Source organism: Methylothermaceae bacteria B42 (genome assembly GCA_001566965.1).
Classification (GTDB): Bacteria; Pseudomonadota; Gammaproteobacteria; order Methylococcales; family Methylothermaceae; genus Methylohalobius.
The window spans coordinates 127471-140636 of sequence record LSNW01000007.1; the positions used below are offsets into that span (position 1 = coordinate 127471).

Annotated in this window: 26 protein-coding genes; all 26 read right to left on the reverse strand. The window is 46.1% G+C overall.

All coding sequences use genetic code 11. The features are described 5' to 3' along the window. Window positions 1-624 (reverse strand): 30S ribosomal protein S4, encoded by a 624-nt coding sequence (locus tag AXA67_04885; GenBank protein KXJ41665.1) that lies wholly within the window; start codon window positions 622-624, stop codon window positions 1-3. 13 nt (window positions 625-637) lie between these two features. Next, window positions 638-1024 carry a 30S ribosomal protein S11 gene (locus AXA67_04890; GenBank protein KXJ41666.1) on the reverse strand — a complete coding sequence of 129 codons (387 nt, stop codon included), beginning with the start codon at window positions 1022-1024 and terminating at the stop codon, window positions 638-640. A gap of 39 nt (window positions 1025-1063) precedes the next feature. After that, a complete protein-coding gene (locus AXA67_04895) occupies window positions 1064-1420 on the reverse strand; it encodes a 30S ribosomal protein S13 (GenBank protein ID KXJ41667.1) in 357 nt (118 codons plus the stop codon). A gap of 160 nt (window positions 1421-1580) precedes the next feature. Then, on the reverse strand, window positions 1581-2912 hold the full coding sequence (gene secY, locus AXA67_04900; protein ID KXJ41668.1) for a preprotein translocase subunit SecY: 1332 nt from the start codon (window positions 2910-2912) through the stop codon (window positions 1581-1583). Between the two features lie 23 nt (window positions 2913-2935). Next, window positions 2936-3367, reverse strand: a complete 432-nt coding sequence (locus AXA67_04905; protein ID KXJ41669.1) for a 50S ribosomal protein L15 — start codon at window positions 3365-3367, stop codon at window positions 2936-2938. A 2-nt stretch (window positions 3368-3369) separates the two neighbouring features. Continuing rightward, window positions 3370-3555: a 50S ribosomal protein L30 gene (rpmD, locus tag AXA67_04910; protein KXJ41670.1), complete on the reverse strand. Its 186-nt coding sequence runs from the start codon at window positions 3553-3555 to the stop codon at window positions 3370-3372. Window positions 3556-3559: 4 nt separating this feature from the next. After that, window positions 3560-4063: a 30S ribosomal protein S5 gene (locus AXA67_04915; protein KXJ41671.1), complete on the reverse strand. Its 504-nt coding sequence runs from the start codon at window positions 4061-4063 to the stop codon at window positions 3560-3562. A gap of 13 nt (window positions 4064-4076) precedes the next feature. Next, window positions 4077-4430, reverse strand: a complete 354-nt coding sequence (locus AXA67_04920) for a 50S ribosomal protein L18 (GenBank protein KXJ41672.1) — start codon at window positions 4428-4430, stop codon at window positions 4077-4079. Between the two features lie 16 nt (window positions 4431-4446). Beyond that, entirely contained in the window at window positions 4447-4980 is a 534-nt protein-coding gene (locus AXA67_04925) for a 50S ribosomal protein L6 (protein KXJ41673.1), read from the reverse strand. A 19-nt stretch (window positions 4981-4999) separates the two neighbouring features. Further along, window positions 5000-5395 (reverse strand): 30S ribosomal protein S8, encoded by a 396-nt coding sequence (locus AXA67_04930; protein ID KXJ41674.1) that lies wholly within the window; start codon window positions 5393-5395, stop codon window positions 5000-5002. Between the two features lie 14 nt (window positions 5396-5409). Further along, on the reverse strand, window positions 5410-5715 hold the full coding sequence (locus AXA67_04935) for a 30S ribosomal protein S14 (GenBank protein KXJ41675.1): 306 nt from the start codon (window positions 5713-5715) through the stop codon (window positions 5410-5412). Window positions 5716-5722: 7 nt separating this feature from the next. After that, window positions 5723-6268 (reverse strand): 50S ribosomal protein L5, encoded by a 546-nt coding sequence (locus AXA67_04940; protein KXJ41676.1) that lies wholly within the window; start codon window positions 6266-6268, stop codon window positions 5723-5725. Between the two features lie 12 nt (window positions 6269-6280). Further along, entirely contained in the window at window positions 6281-6598 is a 318-nt protein-coding gene (rplX, locus tag AXA67_04945) for a 50S ribosomal protein L24 (protein ID KXJ41677.1), read from the reverse strand. 16 nt (window positions 6599-6614) lie between these two features. Beyond that, window positions 6615-6983, reverse strand: coding sequence for a 50S ribosomal protein L14 (locus tag AXA67_04950; GenBank protein KXJ41678.1), 369 nt, complete (start codon window positions 6981-6983; stop codon window positions 6615-6617). Window positions 6984-7019: 36 nt separating this feature from the next. Then, the gene (locus tag AXA67_04955) at window positions 7020-7280 is read right to left on the reverse strand and encodes a 30S ribosomal protein S17 (protein KXJ41679.1); all 261 of its coding nucleotides are present in this window, start codon (window positions 7278-7280) and stop codon (window positions 7020-7022) included. Next, entirely contained in the window at window positions 7277-7474 is a 198-nt protein-coding gene (locus AXA67_04960) for a 50S ribosomal protein L29 (protein KXJ41680.1), read from the reverse strand. The genes AXA67_04955 and AXA67_04960 overlap by 4 nt, the downstream gene beginning before the upstream one ends. After that, on the reverse strand, window positions 7474-7887 hold the full coding sequence (locus AXA67_04965) for a 50S ribosomal protein L16 (protein ID KXJ41681.1): 414 nt from the start codon (window positions 7885-7887) through the stop codon (window positions 7474-7476). The genes AXA67_04960 and AXA67_04965 overlap by 1 nt, the downstream gene beginning before the upstream one ends. A gap of 9 nt (window positions 7888-7896) precedes the next feature. Beyond that, complete coding sequence (locus AXA67_04970) at window positions 7897-8553, reverse strand: 30S ribosomal protein S3 (protein ID KXJ41682.1); 657 nt, start codon at window positions 8551-8553, stop codon at window positions 7897-7899. Between the two features lie 7 nt (window positions 8554-8560). Beyond that, entirely contained in the window at window positions 8561-8896 is a 336-nt protein-coding gene (locus tag AXA67_04975; protein ID KXJ41683.1) for a 50S ribosomal protein L22, read from the reverse strand. A 12-nt stretch (window positions 8897-8908) separates the two neighbouring features. After that, window positions 8909-9181 (reverse strand): 30S ribosomal protein S19, encoded by a 273-nt coding sequence (locus tag AXA67_04980; protein KXJ41684.1) that lies wholly within the window; start codon window positions 9179-9181, stop codon window positions 8909-8911. A gap of 22 nt (window positions 9182-9203) precedes the next feature. Then, a complete protein-coding gene (locus AXA67_04985) occupies window positions 9204-10028 on the reverse strand; it encodes a 50S ribosomal protein L2 (protein ID KXJ41685.1) in 825 nt (274 codons plus the stop codon). 37 nt (window positions 10029-10065) lie between these two features. Then, window positions 10066-10359, reverse strand: a complete 294-nt coding sequence (locus AXA67_04990; protein ID KXJ41686.1) for a 50S ribosomal protein L23 — start codon at window positions 10357-10359, stop codon at window positions 10066-10068. Then, window positions 10356-10979: a 50S ribosomal protein L4 gene (gene rplD / locus AXA67_04995; GenBank protein KXJ41687.1), complete on the reverse strand. Its 624-nt coding sequence runs from the start codon at window positions 10977-10979 to the stop codon at window positions 10356-10358. Before rplD ends, AXA67_04990 begins: the two co-directional genes overlap by 4 nt. A gap of 3 nt (window positions 10980-10982) precedes the next feature. Then, a complete protein-coding gene (locus AXA67_05000; GenBank protein KXJ41688.1) occupies window positions 10983-11624 on the reverse strand; it encodes a 50S ribosomal protein L3 in 642 nt (213 codons plus the stop codon). Between the two features lie 10 nt (window positions 11625-11634). Continuing rightward, window positions 11635-11949, reverse strand: coding sequence for a 30S ribosomal protein S10 (gene rpsJ, locus AXA67_05005; GenBank protein KXJ41689.1), 315 nt, complete (start codon window positions 11947-11949; stop codon window positions 11635-11637). Between the two features lie 6 nt (window positions 11950-11955). Continuing rightward, a complete protein-coding gene (gene tuf / locus AXA67_05010) occupies window positions 11956-13149 on the reverse strand; it encodes an elongation factor Tu (protein KXJ41690.1) in 1194 nt (397 codons plus the stop codon). Window positions 13150-13166: the final 17 nt, after the last annotated feature.

Consider the following 13166-nt stretch of genomic DNA (forward strand, 5'->3'; position numbering starts at 1 on the left):
TTATTTAGAATATAACTCTACTACTAACTGCTCGTGGATATCTGACCCAAGATCCGCACGATCCGGAATCGACTTAAACAATCCTTTCATATTCTTAATATCCACTTCTACCCATGAAGGCATACCATACTGTTCTGCAACCGTGAGTGCATCCTGGATTCGTTGTTGCTTTTTAGCTTTTTCTCTAACTGCCACTTCATCCCCTGGCGTAACTTGGTATGAAGGGATATTGACCACCTTCCCATTTACTTCTATCGCTTTATGTCCCACCAATTGCCGGGCTTCGATTCGGGTAGAAGCAAACCCCATTCGATAGACTACGTTATCTAAACGGCTCTCTAATAAAAACAAAAGGTTTTCGCCGGTTGAACCCTTTTGGCGTGCAGCTTTTTTATAATAATTTCTAAATTGCTTTTCCAAAACGCCATAGATACGCCGTATTTTTTGCTTTTCTCTAAGCTGTAACGCATAGTTGGACAATCTGGCACGGCGTCTTTGTCCATGCTGTCCTGGTGGCTGATCTAATTTACATTTGCCTTCGAGTGACTTCCCGCGGCTTTTAAGAAAAAGGTCAGTACCTTCACGTCGTGCTAATTTGCAACGCGGTCCTAAATATCTTGCCATCTACAAATCTCCTTTAAACGCGACGCTTTTTGGGTGGTCGACAACCATTATGTGGAATAGGGGTAACATCAGCTATCTGTACAATTCGAAACCCCAGGTTGTGCAATGACCTCACCGCCGATTCCCTGCCAGGACCAGGTCCTTTAATTAGTACATCGAGATTTTTCATCCCGTATTCTTTAACTACGTTACCGGCCTTTTCCGCAGCTACTTGCGCGGCGAATGGTGTGCTTTTCCTTGAACCTTTAAATCCGCTACCGCCAGCGGATGCCCACGCTAAGGTGTTTCCCTTGCGGTCAGTAATGGTAATGATGGTATTATTAAATGAAGCGTGGATATGAACCACGCCATCAGAGATTTCTCTCTTGATCTTTTTACGAGTACGACTAGGCGTCGCCATTGGTTACCTCTTTGTCTACAAATATAAAACTATCTAGCATTATTTACGTATTGGACGACGGGGGCCTTTGCGCGTTCTGGCATTCGTTCTAGTTCTTTGCCCACGCACTGGTAACCCACGTCTATGTCGAATTCCGCGATAACAACCCAAATCCATCAAGCGTTTGATATTCATCGACACTTCACGACGCAAGTCACCTTCCACAGTGTAATTGCCTATCTCTGAACGTATCTGATCTACCTGTTCTTCGGTTAAATCCTTCACCTTGGTAGTGGGATCAATACCAACCTTTTGACAAATTTCGCTCGCCCTAGAGCGGCCAATACCATAAATCGCTGTCAGAGATATAACAACATGCTTATGAGTGGGAATATTAACCCCTGCGATACGTGCCATTCACCTAGTCTCCACTTCGTGCTTCATATTAACCTTGTCTTTGTTTATGTCTAGGCTCTTTGCAAATGATCCTTACAACGCCTTTACGTCTAATTACTTTGCAATTCCTGCATATACGCTTTACCGATGCTCTAACCTTCATTGTAATAACTCCTATAGATTATCTGGTGAGACCCGTATTTGGGGACGTTCTTCCCTTTAAATTTGCTTTCTTCATTAAGCCTTCATATTGTTGGGACATAAGATGGGTCTGTAATTGAGACATAAAATCCATGACGACGACTACAATAATCAACAACGAAGTCCCACCAAAATAGAAAGGAACATTCCAATATAAGATCAAGAATTCAGGAAGCAAACAAACTGCCGTGATATAGATAGCACCAATAAGCGTTAAGCGCGTCATAACCGAATCAATATAACGTGCCGTTTGTATTCCAGGTCTAATCCCGGGAATAAATGCTCCAGATTTCTTTAAATTTTCTGCTGTATCTTTTGCATTAAAGACAATCGCGGTATAGAAAAAGCAAAAGAAAATAATGGCAGTCGCGTAGAACAAAACGTACAAAGGTTGTCCTGGGGATAATGATGTAGCCACGTCCTGCAGCCACTCCATCCCCTCCGCATTACCAAACCAACTGGCAATAGTTGCAGGGAAGAGAATGATACTAGATGCAAAAATAGGAGGAATCACACCTGCCATATTCAGCTTTAAGGGCAGAAAACTCCTATGCCCGCCATAGACTTGCCTGCCTACCTGCCTTTTAGCGTAATGAATGGGAATTCTACGTTGGCCCTTTTCTACAAAAACAACAAATCCCGTGACAGCGATTGCCAGTGCGAAAAGAATCACAACCGTAAGTGGATTCATTTCTCCAGTACGTGCTAATTCTAATGTTGCCGCAACCGCCGAAGGTAACCCAGCAACAATACCAGCAAAGATAATCATCGAGATACCATTACCGATACCTCGCTCTGTCACCTGTTCTCCCAACCACATTAAAAAGACAGTACCTGTCACCAAGGTAACAGCCGTGATAAATACAAATTGCGGCCCCGGATTAATAACGACAGGCAACCCACCAGCCGTTTGACTTTGCAAGGCAATAGCAACACCAATCGACTGAAAAGTGGCGAGCACAACGGTGCCATATCTTGTATATTGGGTAATTTTCCTTCGGCCGGACTCCCCTTCTTTTTTCATTTGCTCAAGCTTGGGAATCACTACCGTCAACAACTGGATGATAATTGACGCTGATATGTAGGGCATGATCCCCAGGGCAAAGATGCTCAATCTTTTTAGAGCGCCACCGGAGAACATGTTGAACATGTCTAAGATAGAGCCACCCTGTTGTTGGAACATTAGGGCCAACGCTTTAGGATCAATTCCCGGCACCGGTATATGAGCCCCTAAGCGATAAACAACTAGGGCACCAAGCAGAAAAAGTAACCTTTGCCGCAACTCAGTCAAATTACCAAAGCGGCTCATCATGGACGAAGCAGGCGTACTCACAACTATTCCACCGTTCCGCCAGCTTTTTCTATCAGTTCCCTCGCGCCTTTAGTTACGCCTATCCCTTTAATAGTGATTGCTCGTTCTATTTTACCTGAAGCAATAATCTTTACTCTTTTGATAGATCGAGAGATTAAATTTGCTTGGCGCAATGACTGTAAATCCACCACGTCAACGGGTAATCTATTTAATTCGCTCAAGCGAATCTCATCAACAAACCGTTGCGTGCGCGACCGAAATCCAACTTTTGGCAAGCGCCGATGCAAAGGCATTTGTCCGCCTTCAAAACCGACTTTATGATAGCCGCCAGATCGCGCTTTTTGACCTTTATGTCCTCGGCCACAAGTTTTCCCCAATGTAGAACCAATCCCTCTACCTACTCGTTTGGGCTTTTGCTTGCTGCCAACTGCAGGTTTAAGTGTATTTAAGTGCATTCTCACGCTTCCTCAACATTAAGCATGTAGGCTATTTTATTAATCATCCCACGGATTTCAGGTGTATCTGGAACCTCAACTGTATGGTTGAGATGCCGCAAGCCTAATCCCCGCACACATTCGCGATGAGACTTTATTTTGCCTATTTTACTGCGTATTAGTGTAATTTTTAGGGTTTTTTCAGCCATATCATTAACCCAAGATCTCTTTAACCGTTTTGCCGCGCTTTGCCGCTACATATTTAGGATCCTGCATTTCCGACAGACCCTTAATAGTTGCTCTTACGACATTAATTGGATTGGTAGTACCAATGCATTTGGCCAGTACATTGTGTACGCCAACGGCTTCAAATACGGCGCGCATGGCGCCACCTGCGATAATCCCGGTACCTTCAGCCGCAGGCTGCATATAAACCTTTGCCGCACCTTCACTAACCATCACCGGGTATTGCAAGGTATCCCCTCTTAATTTCACTTGTACCATGTTCTTCCGGGCTTGTTCCAAGGACTTTTGAATTGCGATGGGTACTTCTCGTGCCTTGCTCAACCCAAACCCAACTCGACCCGTACCATCACCCACCACAGTCAATGCAGTAAAACCAAATTGCCTTCCGCCTTTTACCACTTTGGCGACACGCCGAACCGCCACCAACTTTTCCTGGAGTTCACCGCTTGTTTGTGTTGTCCCATTTGCCATTGCTCTATTTCTCCTAGAATCGCAATCCGCCTTCTCGGGCAGCTTCTGCTAGCGCTTTAACTCGCCCATGGTAACGAAACCCTGAGCGATCAAATGCTACTTCTGTTATCCCTGCAGCCATTGCCTTGACGGCAATTTCCACGCCTACTTGTTTAGCAGCCTCAATATTTCCGGTGCTTTTAAGCTTACTTTTAATATCCGGCTGAACCGTCGAAGCATGCGCTAGAACCTTGGAACCGTCTGCTGTTGTAATTTGTGCATAAATGTGCTTAGGGGTTCTGTGCACAGTCAGCCTATTAATGCCTAAGCGTCTTATTTTTCCACGTGCCTTTGCAGCGCGACGCATTCTAGATGCTTTTTTGTCCATGCCTTAACCTCAACAATTATTTCTTCTTGGCTTCTTTTCTAGCCACATATTCATCCATATACCGAATGCCTTTTCCTTTATAAGGTTCAGGTGGCCGGTAGTCTCGGATTTCGGCAGCAACTTGACCGACTAATTGTTTATCTGCGCCTTTTACAATAATTTCTGTTTGGCTCGGCGTTTCAATCTCAATACCCGCTGGTATGTCATAAACCACCGGGTGAGAAAACCCCAATGTCAAATTCAATTTTTTCCCTTGAACTTGCGCGCGGTATCCGACACCCTGGAGCAGCAGCTTTTTCTCAAAGCCTTGGCTGACACCGGTCACCATGTTATTAATAAGGGCGCGCATAGTTCCCGCCATAGCCAGACCCTTTTTGTCTGATAGACGGGGCTTTACCCGTATCTGGCCATCATCGATGACAACTTCTGTAAATTCGTGGATGGTCCACGAAAGAGTACCCTTACTGCCCTTGACCGTAATATCTTGACCTTGCAGTTGTATATCCACGCCAGAAGGTATGGGTACGGGCATGTTAGCGATTCTAGACATAATTAGAAAACCTTGACCATTAAGAAATTGTACAGATTACTTCGCCACCACATCCTTTTTGACGGGCTTGCTTGTCTGTCATAACGCCCTGTGAAGTAGAAATAATGGCAATCCCCAACCCACCTTGTACTTTTGGGAGCTCATCCTTGGTCTTGTATATTCGGCGGCTTGGCTTACTAATGCGCTCAATATTTTCAATGACTGGCTTGCCATTGAAATATTTTAAGTGCACTTTTAGCAATTCTTTTACCCCATCTTTTACCACTTCATAACCTTGAATATATCCCTCATCCGCCATTACTTGGCAAATGGCCTGCTTCAATTTTGAAGATGGTATTTCTAGGCTGGCCTTCCCCACCATTTGGGCGTTTCTGATTCGGGTCAGCAGGTCGGCTATCGGGTCACTCATACTCATAATTTACTAACCTCTTACCAACTAGCCTTGGTGACACCCGGGATATCTCCCCGCATTGCTAATTCACGCAATTTATTCCGTCCCAAACCAAATTTCCGATAATATCCGTGAGGGCGGCCAGTCAATTCGCAGCGATTCCTTACTCGCACTGGGCTTGAATCCCTAGGTAATTTTTGAAGCTTGATTTGCGCATCCATTTTTTCCTCAAAGGTAGCTGTTGGACTTTTTAAAATAGCCCTTAAGCTGGCGCGCTTCTCGGCATATCTAGTTACTAGTGCCTTGCGTTTTTTCTCGCGGGCAACCATCGATTTCTTTGCCATATCGACATTAACTCCTGAAAGGAAAATTAAACATTTCTAATAATGCCCGACCTTCTTCATCGGTTTCTGCGCTGGTAGTGATCGTAATATCCATACCCCGCAACGCATCTATTTTGTCGTAGTCAATTTCAGGAAAAATGATTTGCTCTTTAACCCCCATGGAGTAATTGCCATGTCCATCAAAAGATTTAGGGCTCAATCCACGAAAATCCCGAATTCTGGGTATTGCAATATTAATGAGACGATCAAGAAACTCATACATTCTTTCACGCCGCAATGTCACCATGCAGCCGATGGGCATGCCATCTCTTATCTTAAAGCCTGCAATTGATTTCCGCGCTTTTGTTGGGACGCCTTTTTGCCCGGCGATCAATGCCAAATCATTTAATGCATTATCAAGCACTTTTTTATCTGTTACCGCTTCACCCAGCCCCATATTAATGGTTATTTTTGTAATTTTTGGAGCCTGCATAACAGATTTATAATTGAATTTCTTTACCAGTTCAGGAAGCACCTGCTCACGGTAAACTTGTTCTAACCTCGCCTTTGCCATAGTTCTATCCGTTTAAACGTCGATGACTTCGTTATTGGATTTGAAATAACGAACTTTTCGCCCATCTTCCAAAAATCTAAAACCCACTCTATCTGCCTTTTTCTCTTGGGCGTTGTAAATCGCCACATTAGACACATGAATTGGCATTTCTTTTTCTACTATCCCTCCGGGGAGACCTCTCGCAGGCATTGGCTTTTGATGCTTTTTAGCGATATTGATCCCCTCCACGATGAGTTTGTCGTTTTGCAAAACTTGCTTGACCCTGCCTCGCTTACCTTTGTCTTTGCCCGTAATGACGATAACTTCGTCGCCTTTCTTAATTTTGCGCATAGCTTAACCCAATAACTTATAAGACTTCAGGAGCCAGAGAAATAATTTTCATAAAGCGTTCATTACGCAATTCGCGCGTTACCGGCCCAAAGATACGCGTGCCTATTGGCTGCATTTGATTGTTTAACAATACTGCTGCATTGGTATCAAAGCGGATTACTGATCCATCAGGCCTACGCACGCCTTTTCTCGTCCTCACTACAACGGCGTCGTAGACATCCCCTTTTTTAACCCGGCCTCTTGGGATGGCTTCTTTGACACTCACTTTGATAATATCGCCGATACCTGCATACCGCCGGTGGGATCCACCAAGCACTTTGATGCATTGGACTTTTCTTGCACCACTGTTATCAGCTACTTCCAGCTTGGTTTGCATCTGGATCATGAAAATTCCCCTTTAATCACAGCTTGACTATTCAGTCTATTTTGCTTCTTCCAATATCTTTACAAGTGTCCAGGATTTTCTCTTTGAAATGGGGCGAGAAGAAGTTATCGCCACTAAATCACCCTCTTTGGACTGATTCTTCTCATCATGAGCAAGGATCTTTGTGGAGCGCTTAATATATTTTCCGTACAAGGGGTGCTTTACCAGCCTCTCAACCTTCACGGAAATCGTTTTATCCATTTTGTTACTGACAACCCGACCGGTGAGTAACCTTTCTTTAGCTTGGTTCTCGCTCATACCTGCGCTCTCGTAATTTCACTTAAAACAGTTTTGACCCTTGCAATGTCACGCCTGACTTTCTTAAACAAATCTGGTTTTGTCAGTGCACCAGTGCCTTTTTGCATTCTCAGGTTGAACTGCTCTTTATAGAGATCTACAAGAATTCCTTCTAATTCATCTTTTGTTTTAGTCCGCAATTCGCTCGCATCCATCACATCACCGTCCGGGCAGTAAAAATAGTTTTTACAGGCAATTTGGCTGCCGCTAATCGAAATGCTTCTCGCGCAACATCCTCTGGAATTCCTTCTATTTCATACATCACAGTCCCTGGTTTCACTTGCGCAACCCAATATTCTACACTACCCTTCCCTTTACCCATCCTCACTTCGAGGGGCTTTTTGGTAATGGGTTTATCAGGGAAGATACGAATCCACAACTTGCCGCCACGTCTGACATGTCTAGTGATTGCACGACGCGCGGCTTCGATTTGCCGTGCTGTGATTCTGCCACGAGAAACCGCTTTCAAACCATACTCACCGAAACTCACTTGGTTGCCTCGCAGCGCCAACCCGGTATTTCGCATTTTTTGTTGTTTGCGATATTTGGTTCTTTTAGGTTGAAGCATTATCTACTCCTAATTCTGTTCGCTGGTTCGGGAAGTTTCACTAAAAACTTCACCCTTAAAAATCCAAACCTTGATTCCGAGAATACCGTAGGTTGTCAAAGCTTCCGCAAATCCATAGTCTATGTCTGCTCGCAAGGTATGAAGAGGCACTCTACCCTCCCGGTACCATTCGCTGCGGGCGATTTCGGCACCATTCAAACGTCCGGCGACATTGATTTTAATTCCTTCGGCACCGAGACGCATGGTATTTTGTACTGAGCGCTTCATGGCGCGGCGAAACATAATTCGTTTTTCCAATTGTTGCGCGATGCCCTCGGCTACCAGTTGCGCATCTAATTCCGGCTTTCTAACCTCTTCCACATTAATTTGCACGGGGATTTCCAGTTTGGAAGACACTTCTCTGCGCAGCCTATCGATATCTTCCCCCTTTTTCCCGATAACCAGACCAGGACGCGCCGTATGAATAGTTATCTGGGCATTGTTCGCAGCCCTGCTAATTTGAATCCTGCTTACCGAAGCATGGGCCAACCTTTTTTTTATAAAGTCGCGAACTTCAATATCTTTGTGTAGCAACTTTTGAAAGTTTTGGGAATTCGCGTACCAACGTGAATTCCAATCCTTGATATATCCCAACCTTATTCCGATTGGATGAACTTTTTGTCCCATTGCAAACTTACTCGCTTTCCGAAACTTTGACAGTAATGTGACACGTACGCTTCAAAATATGATTAATACGCCCTTTCGCTCTCGGCTTAAATCGCTTCATCGTGGGCCCTTCGTCCACATAGACGGTCGATACCTTTAATTCATCGATGTCAGCGCCCTTGTTATGTTCAGCATTGGCAATTGCAGACTCCAACACTTTCTTTATCAGTAGCGCCGATTTCTTGTTACTAAAACGCAATAAATTGATCGCTTTATCAACCGGCAACCCACGAATTTGGTCTGCTACAAGGCGACACTTTTGGGCAGAAACATTCGCATTCCTCAATTTTGCTGAAACTTCCAACACCGCCTCCTATTACCTGGACTTTTTATCGGCTGCGTGCCCACGAAAAGTTCTCGTAGGTGCGAACTCACCCAATTTATGACCAACCATGTTTTCACTGATCAATACTGGAACATGTTGCCGGCCATTATGAATAGCAATCGTCATACCTATCATTTCCGGCACAATCATTGACCTTCTGGACCAAGTTTTAATCGGTCGCTTACTCTGACTTGATTGCGCCTCTTCAATCTTTTTCATCAGATTATGATCAATAAATGGGCCTTTTTTAATCGAACGTGGCACTGCCTTTTCCTCTGTCTTATTACTATTTAGCTTTACGACGCCGAACAATCATATTATCGGTACGCTTATTCCGCCGAGTTTTATAACCTTTGGTAGGCTGCCCCCAAGGGGATGTGGGATGTTTCCCTTTATTCCTACCTTCACCACCCCCGTGAGGGTGATCCACAGGGTTCATGGCAATTCCCCTGACGGTAGGCCGCCGGCCCCGCCAACGGGAAGCACCTGCCTTACCAAGCGAACTCAGGTTATGCTCGGCATTGGAAACTTCACCAATGACCGCCTTGCAATCTATATGAACTTTGCGCATCTCACCGGAACGTAGCCGCAAGGTTGCATGAATACCTTCCTTTGCGAGTAGCTGCGCGGTAGCACCAGCACTCCTGGCCAATTGGGCGCCTTTGCCAGGTTTCAGCTCAATGCAATGAAGTTGGGTACCAACCGGGATATTTCTGAGCGGCATGCAATTGCCAATTTTTACCGGAACCTCCTTGTCAGAAATAATCTCCTGTCCTACCTGAAGATTTTTAGGCGCTATAATGTATCGCCGCTCGCCATCTTTATAAAGAATGAGGGCGATATGGGCGGTCCTGTTTGGATCGTATTCCAAACGCTCGACTTTCCCAGGCACACCAAGCTTATCGCGGCGAAAGTCAATAATTCTGTAGCGGCGTTTATGGCCGCCACCCCGATGCCGTGTTGAGATGCGCCCGGCGTTATTGCGGCCGCCTGATTTAGTCAATTTCGCGACTAATGGCTCATAAGGATCTCCTTTATGGAGTCCTTCTGGCTTTACCCGGATAACAAACCTACGTCCTGGCGAAGTAGGTTTACACTTAACAATGGCCATTGTCAGATCCTTTAATCATTATCAAATTATTAATGCTTTACGCCACAGACAAATCAATGTCATGGCCTGGTTTGAGTCGGATATACGCTTTTTTCCAGTCCGGCCTCTTGCCCATGTGGCGACCAAAGCGTTTTTGTTTCCCGCGAACATTCAAGACTTGAACCGAATCCACTTCTACTTCAAACAAAAGCTCAATTGCTTTTTTTATTTGTGGCTTAGTTGCATTTTTTCGCACTTTAAAGACAAATCGTCCTTCGCTATCGGCTAATCGCGTACTTTTCTCAGAGATTACAGGCGCTAAGACTATGTTCATTAGATCAAGTTGACTCATCCTAAACGCTCCTCTAAAACTTTGACCGCCGCCGGAACTGCAATCACTTTATCTGCTGACACAAGGGACACAGGGTCTACGCTGGCAGCTAAAGCGACTGTCACTAAAGGAAGGTTCCTAATTGCGCGTTCCAAAATTTCGTTGGGCTCATTGACGAGTATTAGGACGCTTTCAGTCAAACCATATTGGTTCAATTTGCTAGCAATCGCTTTCGTTTTCGGCTCGTTTGGAAGCAAATCCTCACTGACACAAAGTCGATTTTGCCGCACAAGCTCAGACACAATTGAACGCATGCCTACACGGTACATCTTCTTGTTTAATTTCTTTGTGAAATCCCGTGGGCGTGCTGCAAAAGTTCCCCCACCGCCTCTCCAAATAGGACTACGTATTGTACCTGCTCTCGCCCTTCCGGTGCCTTTTTGGCGCCAAGGCTTTTTGCCGCCGCCGCTCACATCAGAGCGGTTTTTCTGCGCTTTAGTCCCTGCGCGGCCATTATTCAAATAAGTCGTGACCACTTGATGCACTAGCGGCTCGTTGAAAGGTTGCCCGAATACTTCATCTGTTACCGCAATCGGTTGGGCTGAATCCTTTTCATTAACTACTGGAATTTCCACGCTCATCGTTTAACCCTGTGTTTTCTTTACCGCCGGACGCACAATGACATCCGAGCCCTTATGACCAGGCACAGCACCTTTAATCATTAAAATATTTTTGTCTTTATCAACTGCCACTATTTGTAGGTTTTGGGCAGTACGGCGAACATTACCCATACGGCCAGCCATTTTTTTGCCTTTAAATACCCTGCCGGGCGTTTGACATTGGCCAATAGAACCGGGGGCCCGATGAGACAAGGAATTCCCGTGCGTTGCGTCTTGGCTGCGGAAATTATATTTTTTAATGGGTCCTGCAAAACCTTTACCTATCGTCGTTCCCACAACATCAACATACTGACCTTCTTCAAATATGCTGATATCGATGGTTGCGCCCACTTCCAATTCTTCGCCTTCCCTCAATCTAAATTCCCACAACCCTCGACCAGCCGACACACCAGCCTTGGCAAAGTGGCCGGCTTCCGGCTTCGGTATTCGGGATGTTTTTTTTGCTCCTGTCGTTACCTGAACGGCACTATAACCATCGCGCTCTGCAGTCTTTACCTGAGCCACACGGTTTTCTTCCACTTGGATAACGGTCACTGGGACAGATTGACCATCTTCAGTGAACATTCTTGTCATTCCGCATTTGCGCCCGACTATTCCGATCGTCATGGCAGTATCCTCAATTCAACTTGATTTGCACATCGACACCTGCAGCCAGGTCTAACTTCATCAGAGCGTCGACCGTTTTATCGGTTGGCTCGACAATGTCGATGAGCCGCTTATGGGTTCGAATCTCATACTGATCTCGCGCATCCTTATTGACATGCGGAGAAATCAAAACCGTATACCTCTCTTTTTTTGTGGGGAGAGGAATAGGACCCAACACCTGGGCCCCAGTACGTTTTGCTGTTTCAACTATTTCGCTCGTAGATTGCTCAACCAAGCGATGATCGAATCCTTTTAAGCGGATCCGGATACGCTGCCTTTTATCCATTATCCCTTACTCGATAATTTTCGAAACCACACCAGCACCTACGGTGCGGCCACCTTCACGAATTGCAAACCGCAGCCCCTCTTCCATCGCAATCGGAGCAATCAGTTTGACTTTGACCTTGACATTATCACCAGGCATCACCATCTCAACCCCTTCCGGCAATTCCACCGAACCCGTCACGTCCGTGGTCCGGAAGTAAAACTGGGGACGATAGCCATTGAAAAACGGGGTATGACGTCCGCCTTCGTCTTTGGATAATACATACACTTCCGCTTCAAAATGGGTATGCGGGGTAATGCTGCCAGGTTGGGCCAAGACTTGCCCCCGTTCCACTTCATCACGCTTGGTGCCGCGCAGCAACACACCAACATTGTCACCGGCCACCCCTTCGTCCAGCAGCTTGCGGAACATCTCCACGCCAGTCACGGTCGTTTTGGTGGTGGGTCGAATGCCGACAATTTCAACTTCGTCGCCAACCAGCACTTTGCCGCGCTCAATACGACCTGTCACCACGGTGCCCCGACCAGAAATGGAGAATACGTCTTCGATCGGCATCAGGAAGGGTAGGTCAATTGGACGTTCCGGCTCGGGAATGTATTCGTCCATCGCTTCCATCAGCTTGAGAATAGAGGGCACGCCAATGTCGCTTTGATCACCTTCCAGGGCCTTGAGGGCACTGCCAGTCACTACCGGCACGTCATCGCCAGGAAATTCATACTGACTCAGCAGCTCGCGAACTTCCATTTCCACCAGTTCCAGCAGTTCTTCGTCGTCCACCATGTCGGCTTTGTTCAGATAGACAACAATGTAGGGTACCCCCACCTGACGGGCCAGCAGAATGTGCTCACGGGTCTGTGGCATCGGGCCATCGGCCGCCGATACCACCAAAATGGCACCGTCCATCTGCGCCGCACCAGTGATCATGTTCTTGACATAGTCCGCGTGACCAGGACAGTCAACGTGGGCATAGTGACGCTTGGCAGTTTCGTATTCGACGTGCGCGGTAGCAATGGTAATCCCACGCTCGCGCTCTTCCGGCGCATTGTCAATCTGACTGTAGTCCCTGAACTCAGCCCCCTGAAAATGTTCCGCAGATACCTTGGTCAACGCCGCCGTCAACGTCGTCTTACCATGGTCAACATGCCCAATCGTCCCCACATTCACATGTGGCTTGGTACGCTCAAATTTCTGCTTGGCCATAGAACAAATCCCCTACG

Coding starts and splice junctions, on each gene's coding strand:
- secY (KXJ41668.1), bottom strand. CDS start 2,912: ATGATGAGCCGCTTTGGTAATTTGACTGAGTTGCGGCAAAGGTTACTT.
- AXA67_04955 (KXJ41679.1), bottom strand. CDS start 7,280: ATGAGCGAGAACCAAGCTAAAGAAAGGTTACTCACCGGTCGGGTTGTC.
- AXA67_04930 (KXJ41674.1), bottom strand. CDS start 5,395: ATGAGTATGAGTGACCCGATAGCCGACCTGCTGACCCGAATCAGAAAC.
- AXA67_04895 (KXJ41667.1), bottom strand. CDS start 1,420: ATGGCACGTATCGCAGGGGTTAATATTCCCACTCATAAGCATGTTGTT.
- rpsJ (KXJ41689.1), bottom strand. CDS start 11,949: ATGGATAAAAGGCAGCGTATCCGGATCCGCTTAAAAGGATTCGATCAT.
- AXA67_04970 (KXJ41682.1), bottom strand. CDS start 8,553: ATGGGACAAAAAGTTCATCCAATCGGAATAAGGTTGGGATATATCAAG.
- tuf (KXJ41690.1), bottom strand. CDS start 13,149: ATGGCCAAGCAGAAATTTGAGCGTACCAAGCCACATGTGAATGTGGGG.
- AXA67_04925 (KXJ41673.1), bottom strand. CDS start 4,980: ATGTCTAGAATCGCTAACATGCCCGTACCCATACCTTCTGGCGTGGAT.
- AXA67_04885 (KXJ41665.1), bottom strand. CDS start 624: ATGGCAAGATATTTAGGACCGCGTTGCAAATTAGCACGACGTGAAGGT.
- AXA67_04990 (KXJ41686.1), bottom strand. CDS start 10,359: ATGAGTCAACTTGATCTAATGAACATAGTCTTAGCGCCTGTAATCTCT.
- rpmD (KXJ41670.1), bottom strand. CDS start 3,555: ATGGCTGAAAAAACCCTAAAAATTACACTAATACGCAGTAAAATAGGC.
- AXA67_04960 (KXJ41680.1), bottom strand. CDS start 7,474: ATGGATGCGAGCGAATTGCGGACTAAAACAAAAGATGAATTAGAAGGA.
- AXA67_04950 (KXJ41678.1), bottom strand. CDS start 6,983: ATGATCCAGATGCAAACCAAGCTGGAAGTAGCTGATAACAGTGGTGCA.
- AXA67_04965 (KXJ41681.1), bottom strand. CDS start 7,887: ATGCTTCAACCTAAAAGAACCAAATATCGCAAACAACAAAAAATGCGA.
- AXA67_04905 (KXJ41669.1), bottom strand. CDS start 3,367: ATGCACTTAAATACACTTAAACCTGCAGTTGGCAGCAAGCAAAAGCCC.
- AXA67_04985 (KXJ41685.1), bottom strand. CDS start 10,028: ATGGCCATTGTTAAGTGTAAACCTACTTCGCCAGGACGTAGGTTTGTT.
- rplD (KXJ41687.1), bottom strand. CDS start 10,979: ATGAGCGTGGAAATTCCAGTAGTTAATGAAAAGGATTCAGCCCAACCG.
- AXA67_04920 (KXJ41672.1), bottom strand. CDS start 4,430: ATGGACAAAAAAGCATCTAGAATGCGTCGCGCTGCAAAGGCACGTGGA.
- AXA67_04935 (KXJ41675.1), bottom strand. CDS start 5,715: ATGGCAAAGAAATCGATGGTTGCCCGCGAGAAAAAACGCAAGGCACTA.
- AXA67_04890 (KXJ41666.1), bottom strand. CDS start 1,024: ATGGCGACGCCTAGTCGTACTCGTAAAAAGATCAAGAGAGAAATCTCT.
- AXA67_04915 (KXJ41671.1), bottom strand. CDS start 4,063: ATGGCAAATGGGACAACACAAACAAGCGGTGAACTCCAGGAAAAGTTG.
- AXA67_05000 (KXJ41688.1), bottom strand. CDS start 11,624: ATGACGATCGGAATAGTCGGGCGCAAATGCGGAATGACAAGAATGTTC.
- AXA67_04940 (KXJ41676.1), bottom strand. CDS start 6,268: ATGGCAAAGGCGAGGTTAGAACAAGTTTACCGTGAGCAGGTGCTTCCT.
- rplX (KXJ41677.1), bottom strand. CDS start 6,598: ATGCGCAAAATTAAGAAAGGCGACGAAGTTATCGTCATTACGGGCAAA.